Source organism: Rhizobium sp. HT1-10 (assembly GCF_049472505.1).
Lineage (GTDB): Bacteria > Pseudomonadota > Alphaproteobacteria > Rhizobiales > Rhizobiaceae > Rhizobium.
Genome location: NZ_JBCEBQ010000001.1, coordinates 810966 through 836836, shown reverse-complemented (window position 1 = coordinate 836836; position 25871 = coordinate 810966). Strand labels below are relative to the sequence as shown.

Below are 25871 nucleotides of genomic sequence, written 5' to 3'. Positions count from 1 at the left end.
CGGTCAAACAGCCCTTCCCGATCGCGCCACCAGCAGATCGCGTGCCTCGGCCAACAGCGCGTCGAGATCGGCGTCCAGCGGCTGTTCCCTCGCCGCCAGCCCGCCCGGGAGCTTCGCCACGATTTCAGAAAGGCGCGCCTGCGCCTCTTCGAGAACCGACGGCGGCAAGTCGGTCGTCGGGGGGATCAGCGCATCCAGATCCAACCCACCCTGGGCAAGGCCAGCAGGATTGCGTCCGACCGGGTCCGTCAGCCGCAGCTCGAGCTTTTCCAGCCAGATGTCGGCATGCGCGCGGTGGCAGGCAGCCTGCACCTCGTCATGAAAATCCTGGCGGCGGGCAATCAGATCCTTGCGCGCATGGCTTTCGCCGGACAGCCGGACGCGCAATGCCAGCAGGCGCTCCTCCATGCCGTCGACGAGCGGCTCGACGGATTGCTGGATGCGCCGCAGGATCGTCGCCGGGTCGTCATCGACCGTGACGTCGACGGCAAGCTCACCGAACCGCGCCTCGTCGACGATGATCCGTTCATGGTTGACGGCACCGTCCTCGATGGTGACCAGCAGCGCGCCCTTGGCACCGCATTCGCGGATGCTGCGCCCCTGCAGATTGCCCGGAAACAGGATCGCCGGGTTTTCCGAAAGCAGCTCATATTCGTGGACATGGCCCAGCGCCCAGTAATCGTAGCCGCGCGAGCGCAGGTCGTCGAGCGAGCAAGGCGCATAGTTTGCATGGGGCTCGCGCCCCGTCAGCGATGTGTGCAGCACGCCGATATTGAACCAGCCCGGCAGCGCCGCCGGATAGGCGAGCGCGAGGTTGTCGGTGGCGGACCGGTCGGCGAAGCCCTGACCGTGCAGCGCCACCTTGAGCGCGTCGATCTTGAAGGTACCGGGTTTCGCGGTCGGAAACTCGTGAACATTGTCCGGCAGGGTGATGGTCTTGGTGATGACGCTTTCCGCGTCGTGGTTTCCCCGGAGCAGGTAGACCGGTATGCCGGCGCGCTCCAGCCGGGCCATTTCGCGGTTGAAGAACAGACCGATCTTGTTGTCTTTCCAATCGCCGTCATAGACGTCGCCGGCAATGATGAAGAAATCCACCTGCCGTTCAACGGCGCGGTCGACCAGGGTCGAGAATGCCTTGCGGCTAGCATCAACGAAGATTGCGGCGATATCGGCGTCTTTCAGGGCCAGCCCCTGGAAGGGACTGCCGAGATGCAGATCGGCCGCGTGGATGAAGGTGAATGAGGACATACGCTCCGGTCGCAAAGCATCGGGTGATTTTTTTAAGCATTTTTCGCGGGCATTGCTACGGCGGCTACACGTTCATCCCAAGCTTTCGACAGATCTCGATCTCACCGCAGCTGTTTGACAGAGGCTGTCAGGGCGCGGGCCGCAGCAAATTGACAAGCCGCTCAAAGCACATGCGAGCCTTGGCGAGCGTCGCCGCCGCTGCGATGGGGGCATCGATGACATCGCGGAGGCTGCCAACCACCCGCTTGGCGGCCCGCTTTTCGCCGCCAGTAGAGGCGGCACTTGCCGCAATCTCACCGGCCAGACGATACATCTGACGAAAACTTCTGGCTTCAGATGCAATCTGTAGCCAATCCGGCCGGGCGATCGTCATGAATTTTCCTGCATTGGAAAGTGCGCAGGCACCCAACGTCGAACCTCACCGATAGTAACATGGGCGTTTTCCGCGTGGTTAACCGCGCGTTTCCCGTGACCAATCTGCGGGCGCATGAAAAAAGCTCGGCTACGCCCGGCACCGAGCCGACGACGCTCCTCGTGCCTCGATGAGGGCTGCCACATCCCCGCTGGCTGTTACTCGGTTTCCGGGATTTCGACCGTGAAGGCGAAGCGCGCGGTGGCACCCGATGCGAGCAGCGTCGTGTAGGGTCGGTCGGCGAGTTCCTTAGACCCCCCGATTTCGGCCGCCGTGCCATGCCAAGGCTCGACGCAGAGAAACGGCGCGCCGGGTTTGCTCCATAGTGCCAGGTTCGGGAGGTTCTCGAACTGAAAGCGCAGCTGCGGGCCGCCCTCGACGCCATAGCGCAGCCCGCTGCCGGCACCCTGCGGGAAGATCATCGCGTCGGCGTCGAACATCGCATGGTCCAGCACGAGATGGCCGGCCCTGAAGGGCGACGGCAACGTACCGGGCTTCACCAATCCGCCATCAAGCCGCGTCAGCGGCGGCTCGGCTCCGTTGTCGAGCGTGACGCCGTGGGGCCGATCCTCGGCGTCTGGCAGCGGCCAGACGAAGGCCGAATGAAAACCGAGGCCGAACGGCATGGGCTTGTCGCCACGGTTGGTCACCTCGGCTGAAACGGTGACCGACCGTCCCTCGATGCGGTGCTCGACGGCGAGCAGGAAGTCGAAGGGATAGACGGCCGACGTCGCGCCCGAGGTCGCCAGCTCGTGCCGGGTTGTCGTTTCGGTGGCGGCGGCAAGGACAAACTCGCTGCGGCGCGCGAAGCCGTGCTGGCCCATGGGATAGCTCTGGCCGTCGATGACCAGATGATCCTCCGGCGCCCTGCCGACGATCGGAAACAGGATCGGCGAGCGACCGGTCCAGAATGCTGCGTCGCCATTCCACAGGTAGGAACGTCCGTTGTTGTCTGCGAGGCTCTGCATTTCGGCGCCGAGCGAGGAGACCTCGATGGTCAGGAATTCATTGGAGATACGAACGGGCGTCGACATGGCAGGTCCTCAGGGCTTCGGGTTCGGCGCAACATATCGGGGCAACAGGGTGATTGCCAGCAGCCTGAACCCTTGATGCAGATGATAACGTCCGATTGCCGCGCTGCTCTTCTCCCCTATCTGCCTACCCGAGACAAGCGCGCGACGGCTTGCTGCGCATGATCCGCTTTGCTACGCCCTTGTCCATCCACCAGAGGAGGAATTCCATGAGACATCACGCATTCGGCCGCATGCCATTCACCGTCAGCGACGTCGGCTTCGGCGCCTGGCAGATTGGCGGCGCCTGGGGCGATGTCAGCGAGGCCGACGGCCGCGCGGCACTCAACGCAGCACTCGACGCCGGCATGACCTTTATCGACACCGCCGACGTCTATGGCGACGGTCGTTCCGAAAAAATCATCGCCGAGGTGCTGAAGGCGCGCGGCGGCGAACGCCCGATGGTTGCCACCAAGGCGGGACGACGGCTCGATCCGCACGTGGCCGACGGCTATACCAAGGCCAACCTCGAAGGCTTCATCGACCGCAGCCTGAAGAATCTCGGCGTAGAATGCCTCGATCTGGTGCAGCTTCATTGCCCGCCGACGGAGGTGTTGTACCGGCCGGAGGTGTTCGAAGCGCTGGACGCACTGACGCAGGACGGCAAGATCAAGGGATACGGCGTCAGCGTCGAGAAGGTCGAGGAAGCGCTGAAGGCCATCGCCTTTCCGGGCGTCGTCAGCATCCAGATCATCTACAACATTTTGCGACAGCGTCCGTCCGACTTGTTCTTTGCGGAAGCGCGACGCAACAACGTCGCCGTCATTGCCCGGGTACCGCTGGCAAGCGGCCTGCTGTCCGGCAAGATCACCAGCGGCACGACTTTCGCTGCCGACGACCATCGCAACTTCAATCGCAACGGCGAAGCTTTCGATGTCGGCGAGACCTTTGCCGGCGTGCCGTTCGACGTCGGGCTGGAGGCGGTCGAAGAAGTGCGCAAGCTTGTGCCTGAGGGCGCGAGCATGGCGGCCTTCGCGCTGCGCTGGATCTTGATGAGCGATGCCGTGACCGTTGTCATCCCCGGTGCCCGCAATGCCGAGCAGGCCAAGGCGAACGCTGCCGCAGCCGACCTTTCACCACTGTCGGCCGATGTCATGGCGGCCACGCGCGAGATCTACGACCGGCTGATCGCACCGCACGTGCACCAGCGCTGGTAAAACGCAAAAAGGGTCCGGAAAAACCGGACCCTCTTTCTAAGCGCCGCCAGCCTGGATCGCCGTCGACCGGCCGGCCAAGCGAAATCAGCTGTTGACGGATTCCTTCAGGCCCTTGCCGGGCGTGAACTTCGGCACGTTACGAGCCGGAATGTCGACTTCAGCGCCAGTCGAAGGGTTACGACCCTTGGACGCTGCACGGTGAGAAACGGTGAAGCTGCCGAAACCGGCGAGACGAACGTCGCCGCCGCTCTTCAGTGCGCCCTGGACGACTTCAAAAACAGCATCGACAGCGGAAGCTGCATCAGCCTTGGTGATGCCGGCCTTCTCGGACACTGCAGACACGAGTTCATTCTTGTTCATGTTTCCAACCCTTTCTTCGGTATGAAACGACTCAATCAATAAGCCGGGCGCAGAATACGTAAGCTCTGCCCCGTCGCAACCCAAAAGCCCTGCAAAACAAGGAAAAGCAAGCATCCCGAAGCAGTTTTCACAGAAAAGGCCGGCGTTGAAGCCGGCCTTTTCTCGCTTTTATGTCAATTCGGCACAAGTGTGGCAGCGGCCTGCCTTAATGCGCCAAAGTGTTGCCCAGATCGTCGACGCCCTCGACCGTCGCGATCAGCGGCGTTTCGATGGAGCCGTCCCACTCGATAGCGACGGGCTGCCGGATCAGGGCATGCTGGATCACCTCGCCCATGCGGGATACCGGGATGATCTCCATGCCGTTCTTCACGTTGTCCGGAATTTCCGCCAGATCCTTGGCGTTTTCTTCCGGAATGAGCACCTTCTTGATGCCGCCGCGAAGAGCAGCCAGCAGCTTTTCCTTCAAACCACCGATTGGCAGGACCCGACCGCGCAGTGTGATCTCGCCGGTCATAGCGACATTCTTGTCGACAGGAATACCGGTCATGATCGAGACGATGGCAGTTGCCATGGCGACACCCGCTGACGGACCGTCCTTAGGCGTTGCCGCTTCCGGAACGTGCACGTGGATATCGCTCTTGTCGAAGCGTGGTGGTTCGATGCCGAAATCGACGGCTCTGCTGCGGACATAAGACGCCGCTGCGGAAATCGATTCCTTCATCACTTCCTTCAGATTGCCGGTCACCGTCATGCGGCCCTTGCCAGGCATCATCACGCCTTCGATCGTCAGCAACTCGCCGCCGACTTCCGTCCAGGCAAGACCCGTGACAACGCCGACCTGATCCTCGCGCTCGGCTTCGCCATGGCGGAACCGGGGAACGCCCAGATACTCGTCGATGTTGGCCGCGGTGACATGCACCGATGTCGACTTGCCCTTGATGATCTCGGTGACCGCCTTGCGGGCGAGCTTCATCAATTCGCGCTCGAACGAACGAACGCCGGCTTCGCGGGTATAATGCTGGCTGATCGACATCAGGGCATCGTCGCTGACCGAGAATTCGCTCGGCTGCAGCGCATGTTCCTTGATGGCCTTCGGCAGCAGATGCCGCTTGGCGATCTCACGCTTTTCGTCTTCCGTGTAACCGGCAATACGGATGACTTCCATGCGGTCCATCAAAGGTGCCGGGATGTTCAGCGTATTGGCTGTTGTCACGAACATGACGTCAGACAGATCGTATTCGACTTCCAGGTAGTGATCCTGGAATGTGCCGTTCTGGGCCGGATCGAGCACTTCGAGCAGAGCCGAAGACGGATCGCCGCGGAAGTCCTGGCCCATCTTGTCGATTTCGTCGAGCAGGAAGAGCGGGTTGGACTTCTTGGCCTTCTTCATCGACTGGATGACCTTGCCGGGCATCGAGCCGATATAGGTGCGGCGGTGACCGCGGATCTCGGCCTCATCACGCACCCCGCCAAGCGCCATGCGAACATATTCGCGGCCGGTCGCCTTGGCGATCGACTGGGCGAGCGAGGTCTTGCCGACGCCGGGAGGACCAACCAAGCACAGGATGGGGCCCTTCATCTTGGTCGAGCGAGCCTGTACGGCCAGATATTCGACAATGCGTTCCTTGACCTTGTCGAGACCGAAATGGTCGTCGTCGAGGATCTTTTCAGCAGCGGCGAGATCGGTCTTGACCTTGGACTTCTTGTTCCACGGAATCCCGAGCAGCCAGTCGAGATAGTTGCGCACGACCGTCGCCTCGGCCGACATGGGGCTCATCTGCCGGAGCTTCTTCAGCTCGGCATCGGCCTTTTCCTTGCCTTCCTTGGACAGCTTGGTCTTGTTGATGCGCTCTTCCAGCTCGGCCATCTCGTCGCGGCCTTCCTCGCCGTCGCCAAGCTCCTTCTGGATCGCCTTCATCTGTTCGTTCAGATAGTACTCGCGCTGGGTCTTCTCCATCTGGCGCTTGACGCGCGAGCGGATACGCTTCTCGACCTGCAGGACCGAAATCTCGCCTTCCATGAAGCCGAGCGCCTTTTCCAGGCGGCCCTTGACGCTGGTGGTTTCCAGCATCTCCTGCTTCTCGGTGATCTTGATCGACAGATGCGAGGCGACGGTATCGGCCAGCTTCGAGTAATCCTCGATCTGGCTGGCAGCACCAACGACCTCGGGCGAGATCTTCTTGTTGAGCTTCACATAGCTTTCGAACTCGGAGACGACCGAGCGCGACAGCGCTTCCAGCTCGACCTGATCTTCAGCCGGCTCTTCGAGCGCATGGCCGAGGGCTTCGTAGAAATCCTCGCGGCCGGTATAGCTGTCGATTTCGGCGCGCGACTTACCTTCGACCAGCACCTTGACGGTGCCGTCAGGCAGCTTCAGCAATTGCAGCACGTTGGCAATGGTGCCGATCTTGTGGATCGCATCCGGAGCCGGGTCGTCGTCGCTGGCGTTGATCTGGGTGACGAGCATGATCTGCTTATCGGAACCCATGACCTCTTCAAGCGCACGGATCGACTTTTCGCGGCCGACGAACAGCGGCACGATCATATGGGGGAAGACCACGATATCGCGCAACGGGAGTACCGGATAGGCAATGCTCTCGTGTGCCGCAGACGTTTTCTTCGACATTTCAATTCCTTTCCATCGTCCCGTTTCCGGGATAAGCGCCGGCAGCGTTTTGGTGCGCCGGCTTCTCTCACTTGATGTAGAAGTGGAGGTTCACGTTAACAATTTCAAGCCGTACAGCCTGCCTGCGGAGCGAGATGTGACAGGCTCATTACAACATTGAACGCAAAACAAAATCGGATCGTCCGGCGCCTCACGCCATCGCCGCATCCATCGGACGGCAACGCAATGGCTGATGCACCGAACGCATACAGAATCACGCCATCATGGCCGCCGGTGGTACGCAGTGCAACGGTTCGAACCCTGCGGCGACCACCATATTCGAAAGTCTAACAGTAAACTGCATGGTATTTCAAACAGAAAGGGGCCCGTCACCGACGAGCCCCTCGAGAATGTTACAGAACTGCGTCAGCCGTTAAGCCGAAACATTGGCCTTCTCGTCCTGCCGGTCGGCATAGATGTAGAGCGGACGGGCAGAGCCGCGCACGACCTCTTCCGAGATGACCACTTCACGCACGCCTTCCAGCGCGGGCAGATCGAACATCGTGTCGAGCAGGATCTTCTCCATGATCGAACGAAGCCCGCGGGCACCGGTCTTGCGGGTGATCGCCTTGCGGGCGATTTCGCGCAGGGCGTCCTCGTGGAAGTTGAGTTCGACGTCTTCCATCTCGAACAGACGCTGATACTGCTTCACCAGCGCGTTCTTCGGCTCGGACAGGATCTGGATCAGCGCATCGGCATCCAGGTCTTCCAGCGTCGCCAGAACAGGCAGACGACCGATGAATTCCGGGATCAGGCCGAACTTGACCAGATCTTCCGGCTCCAGTTCGCGCAGCACTTCGCCGACGCGGCGATCGTCCTGAGCCTTGACGGAGGCACCGAAGCCGATCGAGGTCTTCTCGCCACGGGCCGAGATGATCTTGTCGAGGCCGGCAAAAGCGCCACCGCAGATGAACAGGATGTTCGTGGTATCGACCTGCAGGAATTCCTGCTGGGGATGCTTGCGGCCGCCCTGAGGGGGCACGGAGGCGACGGTGCCTTCCATGATCTTCAGCAGTGCCTGCTGCACGCCCTCGCCCGAGACGTCGCGGGTGATCGACGGATTGTCGGACTTGCGCGAGATCTTGTCGACTTCGTCGATGTAGACGATGCCGCGCTGGGCACGCTCGACGTTGTAGTCGGCCGCCTGCAGAAGCTTCAGGATGATGTTCTCGACGTCCTCGCCGACATAACCGGCTTCGGTGAGTGTCGTCGCATCGGCCATGGTGAAGGGCACATCGATGATGCGGGCCAGCGTCTGGGCAAGATAGGTCTTACCGCAGCCGGTCGGGCCGACGAGCAGGATGTTGGACTTCGCCAATTCGATGTCGCCATTCTTGGAAGAATGGGCAAGGCGCTTGTAATGGTTGTGCACGGCGACCGACAGGATCTTCTTCGCCTGGCGCTGACCGATGACGTATTCGTCGAGAACCTTGATGATGTCCTGGGGCGTGGGAACGCCGTCGCGGGACTTGACCATCGAGGATTTGTTTTCCTCGCGGATGATGTCCATGCACAACTCGACGCATTCATCGCAGATGAAGACGGTCGGCCCGGCGATAAGCTTCCGGACTTCGTGCTGGCTCTTGCCGCAGAAAGAACAATACAGGGTGTTCTTGGAGTCACCGCCGTTGCTGCCGCTGACTTTGCTCATATCACTTTCCTTCCAGCACGCCGCATTTCCACATCGAAATGGCGGTCCACTCTCTGCGCTCGCCTGAGCCGCTCCATGGACTGGAGCATTGCCCGTTCAGGCGCTCCTAGGGGTACTGAACGCGGTCCGAGCCTTGACCCGGGCCGCGGCGGCAACGAATTCCCCTTAGAATTCGAACGCTACGTCATAAAAACGAAACATAGCGTTAAAGCCTATTATTAGCGCCTTCTGCTTCAGTTTAAACCCCTCATTCGATCACAAATGGGATAGAACTGTGGCTAAGAAGACACCGTCACGCGAATAATCACGCGTCGGCGGCGCCCTCCATCTCGGTGCGCGATGTCAGGACCTTGTCGACCAGACCCCAGTCCTTGGCTTCCTCGGCCGTCATGAAGTGGTCGCGATCGAGCGTCTGCTCGACTTCCTCATAGGTACGGCCGCAATGCTTTTCATAGATCTCGTTGAGGCGGCGCTTCATCTTGATGATGTCGCGGGCATGGCGCTCGATGTCCGACGCCTGACCCTGGAAGCCGCCCGAGGGCTGGTGCACCATGATCCGCGAATTGGGCGTCGTGAAGCGCATGTCCTTGTGGCCGGCTGCGAGCAGCAGCGAACCCATCGAGGCGGCCTGACCGATGCAGAGCGTCGACACGGCAGGCTTGATGAACTGCATGGTATCGTAGATGGCCATGCCGGCGGTGACGACACCGCCCGGAGAATTGATATAGATCGCAATCTCCTTTTTCGGGTTCTCGGCTTCGAGGAACAACAGCTGCGCGCAGACGAGCGTCGCCATGTGATCTTCGACCTGACCCGTCATGAAGATGATGCGCTCTTTCAGAAGGCGCGAATAGATGTCGTAGGACCGTTCGCCCCGATTGGTCTGCTCCACAACCATGGGCACCAGAGCCATAGCGGTATCGACTGGATTTCTCATGTGCGTCCTCTGTCAAACTTGCACCCGGCGGCGAAGTGCCGGGAATCGAATAAAATCGTCACTCCTACATAGAGTGTCACCGCCCACCACTTCAAGACGCGCCAGAGGATAACGTCAAGAAGCGAGTGCGAATGAATTTCGCGCCGTGTCTAATGTAGTTTCTTGCAAATAGCGATTGCGGATGCCCTACACCAGTCTCGACACACAGATTTTCGATATACCACAGTAAAGACTTCATGAACGCAGCGTAGCGGCGGAGCTTCGCCTGGGCACATCATGAATTCGGCCGGGCTTTTTCGTGGGCGGTCGAAGTCATCTGTTTGTGGCGGCGTTAACCGGCTGGCGAGTTTCTTCCGTCATGGTGCAGTGCGTATATGGAGTTGCACGACAGTGTTCAATATCACGACAGGACTGACGATCTGGAGTTCGGAAGCGGCAACACTTTCGCTGGTGCTGTTTCTTGCCTGGCGCAACGATCGACAGCAGCGCTTCTTCCTGCTCTGGTCCATCGGCTTCCTGCTGCGCTCCATTGGTCACGCGCTTGTCGGCTGCCGGCTTTTGCTGCCCGATCTGCTTTCGATCGACCTCGGCAACACGCTTTCGTTCATAGGGATCAGCGCCTGGATCTCGGGCTTCTGCATGCTGGACAAGCGCAAGGCGGACTGGACCGCCCTGCTGCCGCCGGCGATCTGGATCGCTGGGGTCTGGCTGCCCTGGGTGCATGACAGCCTTGCCAACCGCATCGTCCTCTTTCTGCTGGCGACCGCTGCCGGCGCCACGCTGCTTGCTGCGGCTGCCCGGCCAGTGAACGGCGGCCGGCCGGAGCGGGCACGGATACCGCTGGTCTACGTGCTGATGACGCTTGCCTGTGCCTGTTTCGTCATGGCGCTCGGCGGGGTCATCGCGACCCCTAAGGGGCCGGCGCTGGCGCACTACCAAGTCGCCACGGCGCTTACAACCGGCTTCCTGATCACCATTGCCATCGTGCTGACCGGATATGTGCTGGTCCAGCGCTCGCAGCGTCGCTGGAGAGCGCTATCGCTCAACGACTCGCTGACCTCTGTCTTGAACCGTCGCGGCCTCCTGGAGTTCTTCGGCCTGCTCAAGCGCGAAATTTCCGACCCCGAGCAACGGGTCGCCGCGCTTCTGTTCGATCTCGATCACTTCAAGAGCATCAACGACCGCTACGGTCATCAGGCCGGCGACCAGGTTCTGCGGGAATTCGTCGGCATCGCTCGGGCCTCGCTTCCCCGTGGCGCCGGTTTCGGCCGCATGGGTGGTGAAGAGTTCATGGCTTTCCTCACGGTCAGCGACCAGGTGGAGGCAGAGGCGGTGGCCGAAAATCTCCGCGAAGCCTTCTGCCGCCACCCGCTGTCTGTCGAGGGCTTGTCCATCAGCGCCAGCGTCAGCGTCGGCGTGTCACTTGCGTCCGCAGTGGATGCCGACTGGGACCGCTTGACCGGTGCTGCAGACCGGGCTCTCTATGCCGCCAAAGGTGCAGGACGCAATCGCACCGTCGTCTTCAGTGAGGCCGACACTGTCCGCGGCCCCGAGTTTACACAGGACCCCCATGCCGGCGAACTGGTGCCAACGGTCGATGACCAGGTGGAAGCGCTTCAGCGCATCCGCGCTTTGGCGCGCAGCTGAGGCAAAAATCCTCGGCTGACGCAAAGAGCGTTCGCCGATCTTTTCGCAGCCGCGAGTTTGCGCTAAGCCCGGTGGCATGATGATCCCTTCCGTTCTCCGTCTCGATCCGGCCACGCGCCGCGCTTCCCTCGATGGCAAAGACCCCGCCTTCTACGGCAATCCGAATGCCGTTTACGCGGCACTGCATGATCACTGCCCAACCTTCTATTGGGAAGAGCAGAAGATCTGGACCTTCGTCGGCTATGATCAGGTCAACAGCCTGTTGCGCGACCGCCGCTTCGGCCGTCAGATCCTGCATGTCGCCAGCCGTGCCGAACTGGGCATGGCCGAGCCCCTGTCCCATCTGCGCAACTTCGATGCGGCCGAGCTGCATTCGCTGCTGGAGATCGAACCGCCCGAACACACGCGGCTGCGTACGCTGGTCAACCGCGCCTTCGTCTCGCGCCATGTGGAGAAGATGAAGCCGGAAATCGAGGCGCTGGCCCACCGCTTGATCGACGGCTTTGACGGCAACGGCGAGGTCGAATTGCTCTCCGCCTTCGCCGACATCATCCCCGTCACGATGATTGCCCGGATGATCGGCATTCCGGACGAAATGGGGCCGCAGTTGCTCAAGTGGTCGCATGCCTATGTGCGCATGTACATGTTCGGCCGCACGCGGGCGGACGAGGATGCCGCAGACCGGGCGGCAAAGGAATTTGCCGACTATGTCAGATCGGTGATCCGCGAGCGCCGGGCGGCGCCGCGCGACGATCTACTCAGCCACATGATCACGACAGAGCACAAGGGCCAGTATCTGACCGACGACGAGCTGGTGTCGACGACGATCGTGCTGCTCAACGCCGGCCATGAGGCAACGGTCCACCAGATCGGAAATTCCGTGCGGGTCATTCTCGACAGCGGCGTGGAGCCGGCATCGCTGTTTGCCGACGATGCGACGACCGAGCGGACCGTCGAGGAAACGCTGCGCCTATGCGCGCCGGTGCATATCTTTCAGCGCTGGGCACTGGAAACAGTGGAGATCGACGGCATTCCTTTCGAGCGCGGCGACAAGGTCGCGATGATCCTTGCTGCCGCCAATCTCGATCCGACGAAGTACAGCGACCCGCTGGCCTTTCGGCCGGGCCGGCGCGAGGCGCCCAACCTCTCCTTCGGCGCCGGCATTCACTTCTGCATCGGCGCACCGCTTGCCCGCCTTGAGCTCAACATCGCCTTGCCAATCCTGTTCAAGCGCTTGCCGGGGCTGCGGCTGGCGCAGACGCCGGTCGTCAAGGACGTCTACCATTTCCATGGACTGGAACGGCTCGATCTCGCCTGGTGAGCCCCAAAATTGGCTACAATTGACAACGGGCCGGAACTGACGCCGCCGGCGTCAGGGTTTCTCTGTCGCCTGAGCTGAACTCAGCCAGGCGCTTGCGCTACCGCTTGAAGACCTTCTCCAGAAACGCCACCAGCGAAGGGCGCCAGACGTCCATCTCGTGCTGGAGGTCTGGGAACTCCTGATAGGTATAGGCGATCTTCCTTTCGTCGAGCGTCGCTTTCAGGCCAGCAATATCCTTACCTGTGACCTGGTCCTTGGAACCAACCGTCACCATGAAGCCACGCAGCGCCTTGTTGACCTTGTCCGGCTCGTTGAGCGTAGCATCGACCGCCTTGTTCGGCACAGTCGTCGTCGAAACGCCGCTAAACGTCGCCACCCAGCCGAAAGTGCCGAGATGCGAGAGGCCGGAAACGAGGGCCTGATAACCTCCCTGGGAGAGGCCGGCGATCGCGCGGCTGTCGGCACCGGGTTTCACCCGAAAGTGCTTCTTCATGTAGGGGATGAGGTCGCCGATGAGTTCCCGATCCACGGCGTCGGCATTCAGGGGATAGAAGTTCTTGCGGCGGTCGGCGCCGGGGAAATTCTCGGCGATGGCCTCCGGCACGTCGGCTTCGGTATCGGGAATGACGACGAGCATCGGCTGTATCTTCTTCTCTGCCAGCAGATTGTCGAGGATCTGCGGCGCCCTGCCCTGGATGGTCCAGGATGCCGCCGTGTCGCCGAAGCCGTGGTAGAGGTACAGCACAGGGAGCGGCCTGGAGTTATCGCTGTAACCGGGCGGCGTATAGACATACATCTGGCGCTCCGAATTCAGCGCCTTGGAATGCAGCGTTACCAATCGCACATCGCCATGGGGAACGTTGCGCGTATCCAGGATGCTGCCCGGGACGAGAATGAGGCTGCTATTGACCTGCCGCTGCGGCTTAGGGGCATTGGTGCCGGTGTCGATGCTGCGGAACCCGTCGATGTTGAAATAGTATTCGTAGAGATTGGGCTTCAGCGGTTCGCTCTTTGCCGTCCAGACACCATCGTCGCCGCGCGTCATGGACAGCGGATCGCGCGAACCGAGGACGACCGCGACCGACTTGGCGGCGGGCGCATAGAGGCGGAAGGTGATGGACCCATCCTTCTCCACGCCTGTTACGAAATCCTTCAGCGCTCGATCAGCCGGCGGCGAGGCCGGGGGATCCATGGCGGCGGCTGGCAGCCCCACGGCAAAGGCGGCCGCGACAGCGGCTGGCAACAAAAGACGCATGACCAAATCTCCTCCAAAACTCAATTGCGTTCGTCTCCGGACGCACATCGCGCCCGAAGCCGCTGAAGTAGTTAACCTCATACCCCCGCCGGTCAAGACGGTGGCGCCTGATGCCATTGCTCGTTGGGGATGCATCGGGTGTTCCAGAGCCCCGGACCTGAAACGCAAAATGGCGCCCCTCGCGGAGCGCCATCGTAAATTGGAGAAGATCAGGTATCAGCCGTAGCGGCCGGTGATGTAGTCTTCCGTGCGCTTGTTCTTCGGCGCCTGGAAGATCTGGTCGGTGGCGCCGTATTCGATGAGATCGCCGAGATACATGAAGGCCGTCTTGTCGGAGATACGGCTGGCCTGCTGCATGTTGTGCGTCACGATGACGATGGTGAAATCGGCCTTCAATTGCGCAACCAGTTCCTCGATCTTGGCCGTCGAGATCGGGTCGAGTGCGGATGTCGGCTCGTCGAGAAGCAGCACGGACGGCTTCACCGCGATCGCACGGGCGATGCACAGGCGCTGCTGCTGGCCGCCGGAAAGTCCGAGACCGCTCTGCTGCAGCTTTTCCTTCACTTCGCCCCACAGCGCCGTGACGGTCAGCGCCTCCTCGACGCGTGCGTCCATTTCCGCCTTGGAGATCTTCTCGTAAAGGCGGATGCCGAAAGCGACGTTCTCGTAGATCGACATCGGGAACGGGGTGGGCTTCTGGAACACCATGCCGACCTTGGCGCGCAGATCGTTCAGATCGACGTCCTTGGCCAGGATGTTGCGACCGTCGAGCAGGATCTCGCCCGATGCCGTCTGGCCCGGATAGAGGTCGTACATACGGTTGAAGGTGCGCAGCAGCGTGGACTTGCCACAGCCCGAAGGACCGATGAATGCCGTGACCGCGTTCTTGCTGATGCGCATGTTCACACCCTTCAGAACGCGATGGCCGTTCTGGTAGGTGAAATCGAGGTTTTTGACATCAAGCTTGGCAAGCTCGCCGGCTTCCGAGCGGGAAGCCGCATCCTTGGCCGACTGGGCATTGACGCTCTGGAAACTGTTGTCGCTCATGTTCATGGTCTTATTCCTATCGTTCGGCAGCTGCGTCACTGGCGGCGCCCACTCAGAAAACGGGCAAGGATGTTCAGGGCCAGAATGGCGACGGTGATGATCAGCGCGCCTGCCCAGGCCAATTGCTTCAGATCTTCGCCGGCATCTGCGGCAAGCGTATTGATGGCAACCGGCAGCGTGGCTATCGGGCCAGTCAGTCCCCCATTCAGGAACTTGCTGTAGCCGGCCGTGAAGAGCAGCGGCGCTGTCTCGCCACTGATACGCGCGACCGCGAGCAGAATACCCGTCAGGATGCCCGACCATGCGGACCTGTATATCACAGTCATCATGGCCTTCCAACGGGGAGCGCCGAGTGCTGCCGTTGCTTCACGAAGGGCGTTCGGCACCAGCAAAAGCATGTCCTGCGTCGTGCGGTTGATGACCGGAAGGGCGATAAGCGCCAGGGCGATGATGCCGGCGATGGCAGAGTTGCCGTGCATGGGGATGACCACGACACCGTAGACGAACACGCCGATGATGATCGAAGGTGCCGACAGCAGGATGTCGTTGATGAACTTCGCGACCTCGGCAAGCTTGCTGCCGTTGGCGAATTCCACAAGGTAGGTGCCGGCGAGAATGCCGATCGGAGCCGCAAGCAGGGTCGCAAGGCCGGTCACGACGAAGGTACCGTAGATTGCATTGAGCAGACCACCGCGCGAGCCCTGGGCAGGGATCGACATGGTGAACACGTCGAGGCTGAGCGCCGTAACACCACGATAAAGCAGGGTCGCGAGGATGACGCTCAGAAAAAATATGCCGAGGACGGCGGCCAGAAACGACAGGGTCATCATCACCCGGTTCGTCAGATAGCGGCGCGAAATGATCCTCTGGCGGATTGCACTTTCCATGGCTTTCTTCCTCAAAACGAGTCGACGCGACCGATCATCCATCTCGCCACTGCAAGCACGCAGAAGGAGAGGACGAACAGGAGCAGGCCGAGTGCCATCAGGCTCGAAAATTGCAGACCGTCGGCATCGCCGAAATTATTAGCGATCTGGGCTGAAATGGTGGTGGACGGCGAGATGATCGAGGATTGCAGGCGGCTCACGGAGCCGACGACGAAGGTCACGGCCATGGTTTCGCCAAGCGCACGGCCAAGGGCGAGCATGATGCCGCCGACCAGACCGCGACGGGTATAGGGGATCAGAATGTTGCGCGCCACTTCCCAAGTGCTCATGCCCATGCCGTAGGCGGATTCGCGCAGCATCGGCGGCACGGTGGTGAACACGTCGCGGGAGATCGCGGTGATGAAAGGCAGGATCATGATGGCCAGGACGATGCTTGCCGTCAGAAGGCCGACGCCGGGTGCCGGCGGCTGGAACAGCAAGCCGATCAGCGGCACCTGGCCGACGGTCGCCATCAGGAACGGCAGGATGTAGGTCTGCATCAGCGGCACGATCATGAACAGGCCGACGATGCCGTAGATGATCGAGGGAACGCCGGCAAGGAGTTCGATGGCGGTGCTGATCGGGCGTCGCAGGCTGCCGGGGCAGAGTTCTGTCAGGAAGATCGCGATACCGATGCCGATCGGAACTGCGATCAGCATGGCGATAAACGAACTCACCAGCGTACCGACGAGCGCGGGCACTGCGCCGTAGATCTCCAGTGGCGCACTCCACCGGGTTCCCCAGAGGAACGACAGACCGAAGGCTTGGAAGGTGGGCACGGCATCGAGGATAAGAACAGTCACGATTGCCAGTAGCAGAAGCACGACAAAAGAAGCCGAGCCGAGCGTCATGAAATAGAAAATCCGATCCTGCGTCCGGAATTTTCTGGTGACGGCAGAGGTTTCCATGGTCTGGAATCCAGCCGTCTGAGTCGCATCAGCCATCGCTATCCCCTTCTCCTGTTAGCAAAGGCGGACAGGGCAATACCCTGTCCGCCGTAGGTATTTCGTCAGCACAGATTACTTCGTGCCGAAGTCCTTCTTCCAAGATTCTTCGACAACCTTGGCAACAGTTTCCGGAACCGGCAGGTAGGACATGTCCGTTGCCGACTTCTGGCCCTTCTCATAGGCCCACTTGAAGAACTTCAGCGCTTCTTCGTTGGAAGCAGCATCGGCCGGCTTCTTGTAGAGCATGACCCAGGTCGAAGCAGCAATCGGCCAGCTCTTTTCGCCAGGCTGATTGGTGATGATCAAGTTGAAGTTCTTGGCATGTGCCCAATCGGCGTTGGAAGCAGCAGCTTTGAAGGTTTCGAGGTTAGGCTCGATGACCTTGCCGGCGGCATTCTTCATCTTCGCGAAACCGATGTGGTTGGCAACGACGTAGGAGTATTCAACGTAGGAGATCGAGCCAGCCGTCTGGTTGACGGTGGTGGAAACGCCTTCCGAGCCCTTGGCGCCGAAGCCGACCGGCCATTCAACAGCCGTGTTCGAGCCAACCTTGGACTTCCAATCCGGCGAAACCTTCGACAGGTAGTCGGTGAAATTGAAGGTCGTGCCCGAGCTGTCGGCGCGATAAACGACGGAGATCGGCGTGGATGGCAGCTTTACGGACGGGTTGAGCGCCTTGATGGCTGCATCGTCCCACTTGGCGATCTTGCCAAGGAAGATGTCGGCGAGCGTCGTGCCATCGAGAACGAGTTCGCCTGCCTTTACGCCTTCGACGTTATAGGAAACGACGATGCCGCCGGAGATCATCGGGAACTGGGCAATACCGTTCTTTTCGAGGTCGGCGTCGCTCATCGGCTTGTCCGAAGCGCCGAATACGATGGTCTTGTCGAGGAGCTGCTTGATGCCGGCGCCCGAACCAACCGACTGATAGTTGACGGTGTTCTTCGTCGCAGCCTTGTAGCCTTCGGCCCACTTGGACAGAACCGGAGCGATGAAGCTCGAACCAGCGCCGGTGATGTCGGCAGCCATGGCCGAACCAGTCATAACGACTGCCAGGCCTGCGCTCAGGCAGAGGGTGCGGATTTTCAAATTCAACATTAGGGGTCTCACTTCCTTGAGTGATGATCGGACGGCGAGCGGAAGAGAGCCACAAACGAACCACAAAAGGATCCATCGCTGCCACCTCTTCCGGCGACAAGGATGGCTCTATAGTTGCAATGTTTCAGTTTGATGACAAATTCATGAAGGCGGAATGACATGGATTGAAGTGCCTTAGCGGCTATCGGCAGCAAGACGAGCCGGCTCACGGCCGCAGATCGGAAGCCGGCCGCCAGCGCCATGTTATTCAAGCAATATCGACCGACGTTACCGTCGCCATTCAACGGGGACCCGCGCCTCAGTCAAAGCCGCACGACGTAGTCCTTACGAGTCGTTTCAACGACTTCCCACGTTCCGCTGAAGCCGGGCTGCAGGACCATGCGATCGCCGGCGCGCAGGTGGTAAACCTCACCGGTGTCGCCGGTGACGACGGAGTAGCCGGACAGGATGGAGAAATACTCCCACTCCTCGTAGACGACCCGCCATTTGCCTGGCGTCGCCTCCCAGATGCCGGCGTATATGCCGCCCTCCGCCTCGTCGATGCTCCAGGTACGAAACCGGGGGTTGCCGGATACGACACGGTCTGCGGCGGGCGCCCCCGCTTCGGGAGCGGTGGCTGCGGGGTCGAAAGGAATGGCATGGGTCATCGGCATCTCGCTTCGCATGGTGACAACAGCCAATCTAGCGCGCAATACCAACCCGTCATAGGTCACAGGCCAAAGATGGCGGCGCTCATTTCCCACAAGCGCCGCCCGAGTGTCTGCTTTGCCTCAGCCGTCAGTCTTGCCCAAAGCCTGCTCCAGATCGGCAATGATATCCTTGACGTCCTCGATGCCGACGGACAGCCTGACCACGTCCGGGCCGGCACCGGCGGCGATCTTCTGTTCGTCGGTCAGCTGCTTGTGGGTCGTCGAGGCGGGGTGAATGACAAGGGACCGCGTATCGCCGACATTGGCGAGATGCGAGAACAGCGTCAGGCTCTCGACGAAGGTCTTGCCGGCCTCGTAACCACCTTTCAACCCGAAGGTGAAGACAGCGCCGGCGCCCTTGGGCGAATAGCGCTGCTGCAGCGCGTGGTTCGGATCTTCCGGCAGCCCGGCATAATTGACCCAGGCAACCTTGGGATGGCGCTTCAGCCAGCCCGCAACATCACGTGCATTGTCGCAATGGCGCTGCATGCGCAGCGGCAGCGTCTCGATGCCGGTGAGGATCAGGAAGGCGTTGAACGGCGCGATCGAGGCCCCGAGGTCGCGCAGGCCCAGCACCCGGCAGGCAATGGCGAAAGCGAAGTTGCCGAAGGTGGCATGCAGCACCATGCCGTTATACTCCGGCCGCGGCGCCGACAGCATCGGATAGTTGTCGGATGCGGACCAGTCGAAGGTGCCACCGTCGACGATGACGCCGCCCATCGAGTTGCCGTGGCCGCCCATGAACTTGGTCAGCGAGTGCACGACGATGTCGGCACCATGCTCCAGCGGTCGGATGAGGTAGGGACTGGCCAGCGTGTTGTCGACGATCAGAGGCAGGCCATGGCGATGGGCGACGGCGGCAATGGCGGCGATGTCTATGAAGGTGCCGGCCGGGTTGGCGAGGCTTTCGATGAAGATCGCGCGGGTGCGTTCGTCGATCTGGCTCTCGAAGCTCTCGGGCTCCAGCGGATCGGCCCAACGCGCCTGCCATCCGTAGTTCTTGAAGGCATGACCGAACTGGTTGATCGAGCCTCCGTACAGCTTTTTCGCGGCGACGAAGTTGTCGCCGGGCTGCATGATGGTGTGAAATACCAGCAGCTGCGCTGCGTGGCCGGAGGCCACCGCCAGCGCCGCCGTGCCGCCTTCCAGCGCCGCAACGCGCTCCTCGAGCACCGCTTGGGTGGGGTTCATGATGCGGGTGTAGATATTGCCGAACTGCTGCAGGCCGAACAGCGCAGCTGCGGTGTCGGCATCGTTGAAGACATAGGCCGTCGTCTGGTAGATCGGCGTCACGCGGGCGCCGGTCGTCGGGTCCGGCTGGGCGCCGGCGTGGATCGCCAGCGTGTCGAAGCCCGGATTGTTGGTCGCCATGATATCCTCCCTTGTTGGTGCTGCAGGGAGCATAGCGTGCCTCCGGCACAAGTTCATCGCGATCTTTGCTCAATCCACGGCCCGGTAGAGAAAATCCTACTCTTTTGCCGCCCTGCTCAAGCCGCGGCGAGCCTCGGGATCTCGATTGCCGGGCAACGGTTCATCACCACCCTGAGCCCCGCAGCCTCTGCCTTCTCGGCAGCGGCATCGTCGCGGATGTCGAGCTGCGACCAGATCACCCGGGGCTTTTCAGGCAGCGCCAGCGCGTCGTCGACGACGGCATCCAGATATTCAGGCGCGCGGAACACATCCACCATGTCGACAGGCTCCGGAATATCGGCAAGCTTGCCGTAGACCCTCTGGCCTAGAATTTCCTTGCCGACGAGGCCGGGATTGACGGGGATAACGTGATAGCCTTTGCCCAGAAGGTAGCCCATCACGCCGTTGCTCGGGCGGGCGGCATTCGGAGACGCGCCAACCAGAGCTATGGTTTTTACGCTGTGGAGGATATCGGCGATATAGGAATCGTCATAACGGTCGTGGTTCATTGCTGATCTCCAGCTTCGATCACAGTTATGTTTTTATCGGGTGGGCGGCAACCATGAGGGCCGCTTCGTCGTATATAGGCATGAAACGACCTTGTGAGGACACGTCGATGCAAAAAATCCTTCTTCTGGCAGTGCTGGCAGCGTCCCTGGCGACGCCGGCGCTTGCCATCAACCGGTACAATTCCATGTCTTACACCTGCGCCGCAGCCCAGGCGCTGGTCAACCGCGAACGCGCGGTGATCTTCCGTCACCCTGCTGCCCGCGCCAAGAACCTGACGCTTTACGACCGCTATGTCAGTGACCGTGGAGCCTGCAATCTGAATGAATATGCCTTCCAGGATTACCTGCCGACCAAGGACCAGAAGAGCTGCCCGCTCTATACCTGTCACTCAACCAGCGAACTCGATGACGACGACATCATCTTCCGGCGGTAGGTGCGGCGAGACGGTGCTATCTGAGAAAATTGGGGCTCCCGGACAGCTCTCATCGGTCGGAACGGCGGAGCTCGAAATGCATTGCATTTCGGCTTCGCGGATCGTTTAAGGGAGCACGGCTCCAGGCAGCTGGACGCTGCTGATTCTTCCCTTTTCCGAGGTGCCCATGTCGCTTGAAGTGGTCGTCCTCGTGCTGTTCGGCGCGGCCCTGCATGCGACCTGGAACGCGATTATCAAGGCGGGCACAGAGAAGTCGCTCGATGCCGCCCTGGTGTCGGCGGGCGGCGCCGTTGCTGCGCTGCCCTTCCTCGGCCTGCTGCCTCTACCGCTTCCGGCCGCCTGGCCGTTCATCGGCGGCTCGGCCATCCTGCAATTTGCCTATTTTCAGCTGGTCGCCGCCGCCTATCGTGCCGGGGATATCGGCCTCGTCTACCCGGTCATGCGCGGCGTCGCGCCGCTGCTGATCGTCGCCAGCAGCGGCTATGTGCTGGGCGAGACGCTGTCCGGAGGAGCGCTGGCCGGTGTCGTCACCATTTGCGCGGGAATATTGACGCTGGCCTTCGAGGCACGGCATGGCAGCCGACGCGCCATGCTGCTGGCGCTGGCCAATGCCTGCGTGATCGCCAGCTATACCTATGTCGACGGCATCGGCGCCCGGCGCGCCGGCAATCCCGTGTCCTATACGCTGTGGATGGCGTTGCTGCCGCCGGTGCTGCTGTTTGCCTGGGCCTTTTCCCAGCGCGGCACCCGCCATGTCAGGGTCAACTGGTGGCGCGGCCTGATCGGCGGCACCGGCTCGATCGCCTCCTACGGGATCGCGCTCTGGGCGATGACCAAGGCGCCGGTGGCGATGGTCGCCGCGCTACGCGAAAGCTCGATCCTGTTTGCCCTGGTGATCTCGGTCGTGGTGCTGAAGGAACGCGCCAGCCCCTGGCGTTACATTGCGGGTGGGCTGATTGCAGCCGGCGTCCTGGTGCTGCGGCTCGGCTAGGCAGCGCTGCCAACCTCTGCGCCCCCGGCCGGGCGAGAAGGTTTTTGACGTGCTCAATGGCCGAAGGGGTGCTCAGACGGTCGTGAATTTTGAGGTATTCAAATACCGCAATCTTAAACTATTGGAATCGCTATATAATTTTTACAGTAGTCAAAATCGGCAATCTTGACCCTGCACGGGCTTTCCCCTACAAGCCGCAGCAGAAACGCAGCCTTTCCGGGCTGCTTTCTTTTTGGTCGGGCCAAGCCTTGCCAATTCAAGCAACAAGAAACGCCCAGACCTTCGGGTTTCGGGTCCAGATAGAGAGTATACAACATGGCTACCTTCTCCCAGAAGCCTGCAGAGGTGGAGAAGAAGTGGATCATCATCGACGCCGAAGGGCTCGTCGTTGGTCGTCTCGCTTCTGTTATCGCAATGCGTCTGCGTGGCAAGCATAAGGCTACCTTTACGCCGCACGTCGACGACGGCGACAACGTCATCGTCATCAATGCCGAAAAGGTCGTCTTCACCGGCAAGAAGTACGAAGACAAGGTTTACTACTGGCACACCGGTTATGCCGGCGGCATCAAGGAGCGTACCGCTCGCCAGCTGATCGAAGGCCGCTTTCCTGAGCGCGTTCTCGAAAAGGCAGTTGAGCGCATGGTTCCGCGCGGCCCCCTCGGCCGTCGCCAGATGAAGAACCTGCGCGTCTACACCGGTTCCAACCATCCCCATGAAGCGCAGCAGCCGACCGTTCTCGACGTCGCCGCGCTGAACAGCAAGAACACAAGGAGCGCCTGAGCATGGCTGACCTCTCTTCCCTGAAGGATCTCGGCACGGTTTCGGAACAGCCTTCTGCTCCGGTTCACGTCCGCAAGGTCGACTCGCTCGGCCGCTCCTACGCAACCGGCAAGCGCAAGAACGCCGTTGCCCGCGTCTGGATCAAGCCAGGCTCCGGCAAGATCATCATCAACGGCCGCGAATTCGCCACCTACTTCGCACGCCCGGTTCTGCAGATGATCCTGCGCCAGCCGATCGTTGCGGCTGCCCGCGACGGCCAGTTCGACATCATTGCCACGGTTGCTGGCGGCGGTCTCTCCGGCCAGGCCGGTGCCGTTCGTCACGGTATCTCCAAGGCCCTCACCTACTTCGAACCCGGCCTGCGCGGCGTTCTGAAGAAGGGCGGCTTCCTGACCCGCGACAGCCGTGTTGTTGAACGTAAGAAGTACGGCAAGGCCAAGGCCCGTCGTTCGTTCCAATTCTCCAAGCGTTAATCGCTGGCTCGATTTTGTTTTGGAAAAGGCGGTGCTTCGGCGCCGCCTTTTTTTTATGTTTGAGGGGTTGTATTTCGGGCATTGCCCAATAATATTCCAATATGGAATATTCAGTAGAATATACCGACGAATTTGGAGACTGGTGGGACGGCCTTGCTGACGGTCAGCAAGCCAGCATCAGCGCCCACGTTCGGCAACTCGAGAAACGCGGTCCAAATCTACCATTTCCCTACTCAAGCGGAATAAGCGGATCGCGACACAGACACATGCGGGAACTTCGCGTCCAAAGTAGCGGCAAACCGTTGCGCATATTTTATGGCTTCGATCCGCGTCGCTCGGCAATCCTGCTGATCGGTGGCGACAAGACGGGCGACAAACGTTTCTACGATCGCATGATCCCAATCGCTGATGAACTTTTTGACATGCATCTGGAGGCGTTAGCAAAGGAAGAAAACGATGGCAGGTAGACATTCATTTGCTGATTTACGGGCAAAGATGAGCCCCGAGGCGAAGGCGGCTGCGACTATAGAAGAAACGAAACTTGATGCGGAGATGGATCTTGCCGACCTGCGCCGTGCGATGAAGCTTTCTCAAGACGAGATTGCACAGACTCTCCAGATCGCGCAGGGCTCGGTCGCCAAGCTTGAAAAGCGCGCGGATATGTATGTCGGCACGTTACGCCGCTTCATAGAGGCAATGGGAGGTGAACTGGATATCGTTGCCCGCTTCCCGGGCTACTCTGTGAAAATAAAGAAGTTCTCCGACCTCTCATGAAATGAGATGCCCGTTACCTAGTGATTGACGTCAACCCGCCTCCGCGTCGTCGACATGCCGGACCCACCGTTAAAGCCAGAACCAAGGACCTCCGCTTGGCCAGTAAATCCATCGACCACGCTTTCACCGCGACCACGCTGACCTCAGCCGCCAGCGACCCGACCTTCGCCGGCGCCCTCTCCTTCATGCGCCGCCGCTTCACCAAGGACCCGACGGGCGCTGATGCCGTCGTGTGGGGCATCCCCTTCGATGCGGCCACCTCCAATCGCCCCGGCGCCCGCTTCGGGCCGCAGGCGATCCGCCGCGCCTCGGCAATCTTCGACAACGATCCGCAATATCCTTTCGGGCGCGACCTGTTCGCCGAGATGGCGGTCATCGACTATGGCGATTGCCTGCTCGACTACGGCAATCATGCCGCCACCCCTGCAGCCATCGAACGCCAGGCCAACACGCTGCTCGACAGCGGCGCCTTTCTTCTGACGCTGGGCGGCGACCATTTCATCACCTGGCCGCTACTGAAGGCGCATGTCGCCCGGCACGGGCCGCTGGCGATGGTGCAGTTCGACGCCCATCAGGACACATGGACCGACGAGGCCGGGCGCATCGACCATGGCTCCTTCGTCGGCCGCGCCGTGTGTGACGGGCTGATCGATGCTTCGCGTTCGATCCAGGTCGGCATCCGCACCCATGCCCCGGAGGATTGCAGTATCGAGATGATCTACGGCCACGAGGTCGAGGAGATGACCGCGACGGAGATCGCCGCCCGTATCCTTGCCCGCACCGCCGGCGCGGCGAGCTACCTCACCGTCGACATCGATTGCCTCGACCCGGCCTTTGCGCCGGGCACCGGCACGCCTGTCGCCGGCGGTCCGTCGAGCGCCAAGATCCTGTCGGTGCTGCAGCGGCTTGGCGGCCTCGACGTCAGGGGTGCCGATGTCGTCGAGGTGGCGCCGGCCTACGATCATGCCGATATCACCGCCATTGCAGGCGCCACGGTGGCGATGTATATGCTCGGCCTGCATTCCGGACGGCGGACTGGAACCCGCTGACCGACTGTTATCATTCTGAATCAAGTTGATGGCACAGTGTTTCCGCAAACAGTGCGAACCTATTGAAAGCGCAGGACGATCATGGCACCTAAAATCTTCATCGATGGCGAACACGGAACCACCGGCCTGCAGATCCGCACGCGCATGGCCGATCGCCGCGATGTCGAGCTGCTGTCGATCCCCGAGGCGCAGAGGCGGGATGCGGCGATCCGCGAGGACATGCTGAACAGCGCCGACATCGCCATTCTCTGCCTTCCGGACGATGCCTCGCGCGAAGCGGTGGCGATGGTGTCCGGCAACAACAATGTGCGGGTCATCGACACCTCGACGGCTCACCGTATCGATCCGAACTGGGCCTATGGTTTTGCCGAAATGGCCAAGGGCCAGGACGCCAAGATCGCGGCGGCGCGCTTCGTTGCCAATCCCGGCTGCTATCCGACCGGCGCCATCGCGCTGATCCGCCCACTGCGCGAAGCGGGCATCCTGCCCGATGGCTACCCCGTCACCGTCAATGCCGTCTCCGGCTATACCGGCGGCGGCAAGCAGATGATCGCCCAGATGGAAGACCAGAGCCGCTCGGACTCGATTTCCTCGCCCCATTTCCTCTATGGCCTGCCGCTCAATCACAAGCACGTGCCTGAAATGACCACGCACGGACTGCTCGACCGCGCCCCGATCTTCTCGCCGTCGGTCGGCAAGTTCGCGCAGGGCATGATCGTCCAGGTGCCGCTGCATCTCAGCGCCCTCGGCCACGACGCGACACTGGAGAGCATTCACGCAGCCCTCACCGCCTTCTACGCCGGCCAGACCGTCGTCGAGGTCGTGCCGCTGGAGGAAAGCCGCGCCCTGCCCCGCATCGATGCTGTCGAGCTTGCCGGCAAGGACACGATGAAGCTGTTCGTCTTCGGCACGCCGGGCGGCAGCCAGGTCAACCTGGTGGCCCTGCTCGACAATCTCGGCAAGGGCGCCTCGGGCGCTGCCGTGCAGAACATGGATCTGATGCTGTCCGCCTGAGGACAAG

26 protein-coding genes are annotated in these 25871 nt (G+C 61.0%); 11 read left to right on the top strand and 15 right to left on the bottom strand.

Annotated features, from left to right (window positions below; genetic code table 11):
* Positions 1–3 precede the first annotated feature (3 nt).
* From VH564_RS04195 to VH564_RS04185, 3 genes are all read right to left on the bottom strand, one after another.
* Complete coding sequence (locus tag VH564_RS04195) at positions 4–1248, bottom strand: metallophosphoesterase family protein (RefSeq protein ID WP_423338536.1); 1245 nt, start codon at positions 1246–1248, stop codon at positions 4–6.
* A 127-nt stretch (positions 1249–1375) separates the two neighbouring features.
* Positions 1376–1621, bottom strand: coding sequence for a hypothetical protein (locus tag VH564_RS04190; RefSeq protein ID WP_423338535.1), 246 nt, complete (start codon positions 1619–1621; stop codon positions 1376–1378).
* Between the two features lie 197 nt (positions 1622–1818).
* Positions 1819–2694: an aldose 1-epimerase family protein gene (locus VH564_RS04185; protein ID WP_423338534.1), complete on the bottom strand. Its 876-nt coding sequence runs from the start codon at positions 2692–2694 to the stop codon at positions 1819–1821.
* A gap of 206 nt (positions 2695–2900) precedes the next feature.
* On the opposite strand from VH564_RS04185, the gene VH564_RS04180 reads away from it, so the two are divergent.
* Positions 2901–3887, top strand: a complete 987-nt coding sequence (locus VH564_RS04180; RefSeq protein ID WP_423338533.1) for an aldo/keto reductase — start codon at positions 2901–2903, stop codon at positions 3885–3887.
* Positions 3888–3971: 84 nt separating this feature from the next.
* On the opposite strand, the gene VH564_RS04175 is transcribed toward VH564_RS04180, so the two are convergent.
* The 4 genes from VH564_RS04175 to clpP all read right to left on the bottom strand — a co-directional run bounded on the left by VH564_RS04175 (position 3972) and on the right by clpP (position 9500).
* Positions 3972–4247, bottom strand: coding sequence for an HU family DNA-binding protein (locus VH564_RS04175; protein WP_111220564.1), 276 nt, complete (start codon positions 4245–4247; stop codon positions 3972–3974).
* A 205-nt stretch (positions 4248–4452) separates the two neighbouring features.
* A complete protein-coding gene (gene lon / locus VH564_RS04170) occupies positions 4453–6873 on the bottom strand; it encodes an endopeptidase La (RefSeq protein ID WP_423338532.1) in 2421 nt (806 codons plus the stop codon).
* A 412-nt stretch (positions 6874–7285) separates the two neighbouring features.
* On the bottom strand, positions 7286–8563 hold the full coding sequence (clpX, locus tag VH564_RS04165; protein ID WP_423338531.1) for an ATP-dependent Clp protease ATP-binding subunit ClpX: 1278 nt from the start codon (positions 8561–8563) through the stop codon (positions 7286–7288).
* Positions 8564–8867: 304 nt separating this feature from the next.
* Entirely contained in the window at positions 8868–9500 is a 633-nt protein-coding gene (clpP, locus tag VH564_RS04160) for an ATP-dependent Clp endopeptidase proteolytic subunit ClpP (RefSeq protein ID WP_423338530.1), read from the bottom strand.
* 390 nt (positions 9501–9890) lie between these two features.
* On the opposite strand from clpP, the gene VH564_RS04155 reads away from it, so the two are divergent.
* Together VH564_RS04155 and VH564_RS04150 are read left to right on the top strand one after the other, a co-directional pair.
* Positions 9891–11147, top strand: coding sequence for a GGDEF domain-containing protein (locus VH564_RS04155; RefSeq protein WP_423338529.1), 1257 nt, complete (start codon positions 9891–9893; stop codon positions 11145–11147).
* 76 nt (positions 11148–11223) lie between these two features.
* Positions 11224–12468, top strand: coding sequence for a cytochrome P450 (locus VH564_RS04150; protein WP_423338528.1), 1245 nt, complete (start codon positions 11224–11226; stop codon positions 12466–12468).
* A 97-nt stretch (positions 12469–12565) separates the two neighbouring features.
* Here the strand turns inward: VH564_RS04150 and VH564_RS04145 are convergent, their stop codons facing one another.
* From VH564_RS04145 to VH564_RS04110, 8 genes are all read right to left on the bottom strand, one after another.
* Positions 12566–13723 (bottom strand): esterase, encoded by a 1158-nt coding sequence (locus VH564_RS04145; protein WP_423338527.1) that lies wholly within the window; start codon positions 13721–13723, stop codon positions 12566–12568.
* Between the two features lie 216 nt (positions 13724–13939).
* On the bottom strand, positions 13940–14770 hold the full coding sequence (pstB, locus tag VH564_RS04140; protein WP_423338742.1) for a phosphate ABC transporter ATP-binding protein PstB: 831 nt from the start codon (positions 14768–14770) through the stop codon (positions 13940–13942).
* A 35-nt stretch (positions 14771–14805) separates the two neighbouring features.
* Positions 14806–15657 (bottom strand): phosphate ABC transporter permease PstA, encoded by an 852-nt coding sequence (gene pstA / locus VH564_RS04135; RefSeq protein ID WP_423338526.1) that lies wholly within the window; start codon positions 15655–15657, stop codon positions 14806–14808.
* Positions 15658–15668: 11 nt separating this feature from the next.
* The gene (gene pstC, locus VH564_RS04130) at positions 15669–16640 is read right to left on the bottom strand and encodes a phosphate ABC transporter permease subunit PstC (protein ID WP_423338525.1); all 972 of its coding nucleotides are present in this window, start codon (positions 16638–16640) and stop codon (positions 15669–15671) included.
* Between the two features lie 75 nt (positions 16641–16715).
* Positions 16716–17741 carry a phosphate ABC transporter substrate-binding protein PstS gene (gene pstS, locus VH564_RS04125; RefSeq protein ID WP_423338524.1) on the bottom strand — a complete coding sequence of 342 codons (1026 nt, stop codon included), beginning with the start codon at positions 17739–17741 and terminating at the stop codon, positions 16716–16718.
* Between the two features lie 302 nt (positions 17742–18043).
* Entirely contained in the window at positions 18044–18388 is a 345-nt protein-coding gene (locus VH564_RS04120; RefSeq protein ID WP_423338523.1) for a cupin domain-containing protein, read from the bottom strand.
* Positions 18389–18511: 123 nt separating this feature from the next.
* Positions 18512–19801 carry an O-acetylhomoserine aminocarboxypropyltransferase gene (locus VH564_RS04115; RefSeq protein WP_423338522.1) on the bottom strand — a complete coding sequence of 430 codons (1290 nt, stop codon included), beginning with the start codon at positions 19799–19801 and terminating at the stop codon, positions 18512–18514.
* Positions 19802–19917: 116 nt separating this feature from the next.
* Positions 19918–20349 carry a CoA-binding protein gene (locus VH564_RS04110; protein ID WP_423338521.1) on the bottom strand — a complete coding sequence of 144 codons (432 nt, stop codon included), beginning with the start codon at positions 20347–20349 and terminating at the stop codon, positions 19918–19920.
* Between the two features lie 107 nt (positions 20350–20456).
* Here VH564_RS04110 and VH564_RS04105 point away from each other — a divergent pair, with 107 nt between their 5' ends.
* From VH564_RS04105 to argC, 8 genes are all read left to right on the top strand, one after another.
* Entirely contained in the window at positions 20457–20783 is a 327-nt protein-coding gene (locus VH564_RS04105; RefSeq protein WP_423338520.1) for a hypothetical protein, read from the top strand.
* A gap of 166 nt (positions 20784–20949) precedes the next feature.
* Positions 20950–21774: an EamA family transporter gene (locus tag VH564_RS04100; protein WP_423338519.1), complete on the top strand. Its 825-nt coding sequence runs from the start codon at positions 20950–20952 to the stop codon at positions 21772–21774.
* Between the two features lie 315 nt (positions 21775–22089).
* Positions 22090–22554, top strand: coding sequence for a 50S ribosomal protein L13 (gene rplM, locus VH564_RS04095; RefSeq protein ID WP_111220549.1), 465 nt, complete (start codon positions 22090–22092; stop codon positions 22552–22554).
* Positions 22555–22556: 2 nt separating this feature from the next.
* Entirely contained in the window at positions 22557–23027 is a 471-nt protein-coding gene (gene rpsI, locus VH564_RS04090; protein ID WP_111220548.1) for a 30S ribosomal protein S9, read from the top strand.
* 101 nt (positions 23028–23128) lie between these two features.
* Positions 23129–23494 carry a type II toxin-antitoxin system RelE/ParE family toxin gene (locus tag VH564_RS04085; RefSeq protein WP_423338518.1) on the top strand — a complete coding sequence of 122 codons (366 nt, stop codon included), beginning with the start codon at positions 23129–23131 and terminating at the stop codon, positions 23492–23494.
* Positions 23484–23801 (top strand): XRE family transcriptional regulator, encoded by a 318-nt coding sequence (locus VH564_RS04080; protein WP_423338517.1) that lies wholly within the window; start codon positions 23484–23486, stop codon positions 23799–23801. Before VH564_RS04085 ends, VH564_RS04080 begins: the two co-directional genes overlap by 11 nt.
* A gap of 95 nt (positions 23802–23896) precedes the next feature.
* The gene (gene speB, locus VH564_RS04075; protein WP_423338516.1) at positions 23897–24850 is read left to right on the top strand and encodes an agmatinase; all 954 of its coding nucleotides are present in this window, start codon (positions 23897–23899) and stop codon (positions 24848–24850) included.
* Between the two features lie 81 nt (positions 24851–24931).
* Positions 24932–25864, top strand: a complete 933-nt coding sequence (gene argC, locus VH564_RS04070; RefSeq protein WP_423338515.1) for an N-acetyl-gamma-glutamyl-phosphate reductase — start codon at positions 24932–24934, stop codon at positions 25862–25864.
* Positions 25865–25871: the final 7 nt, after the last annotated feature.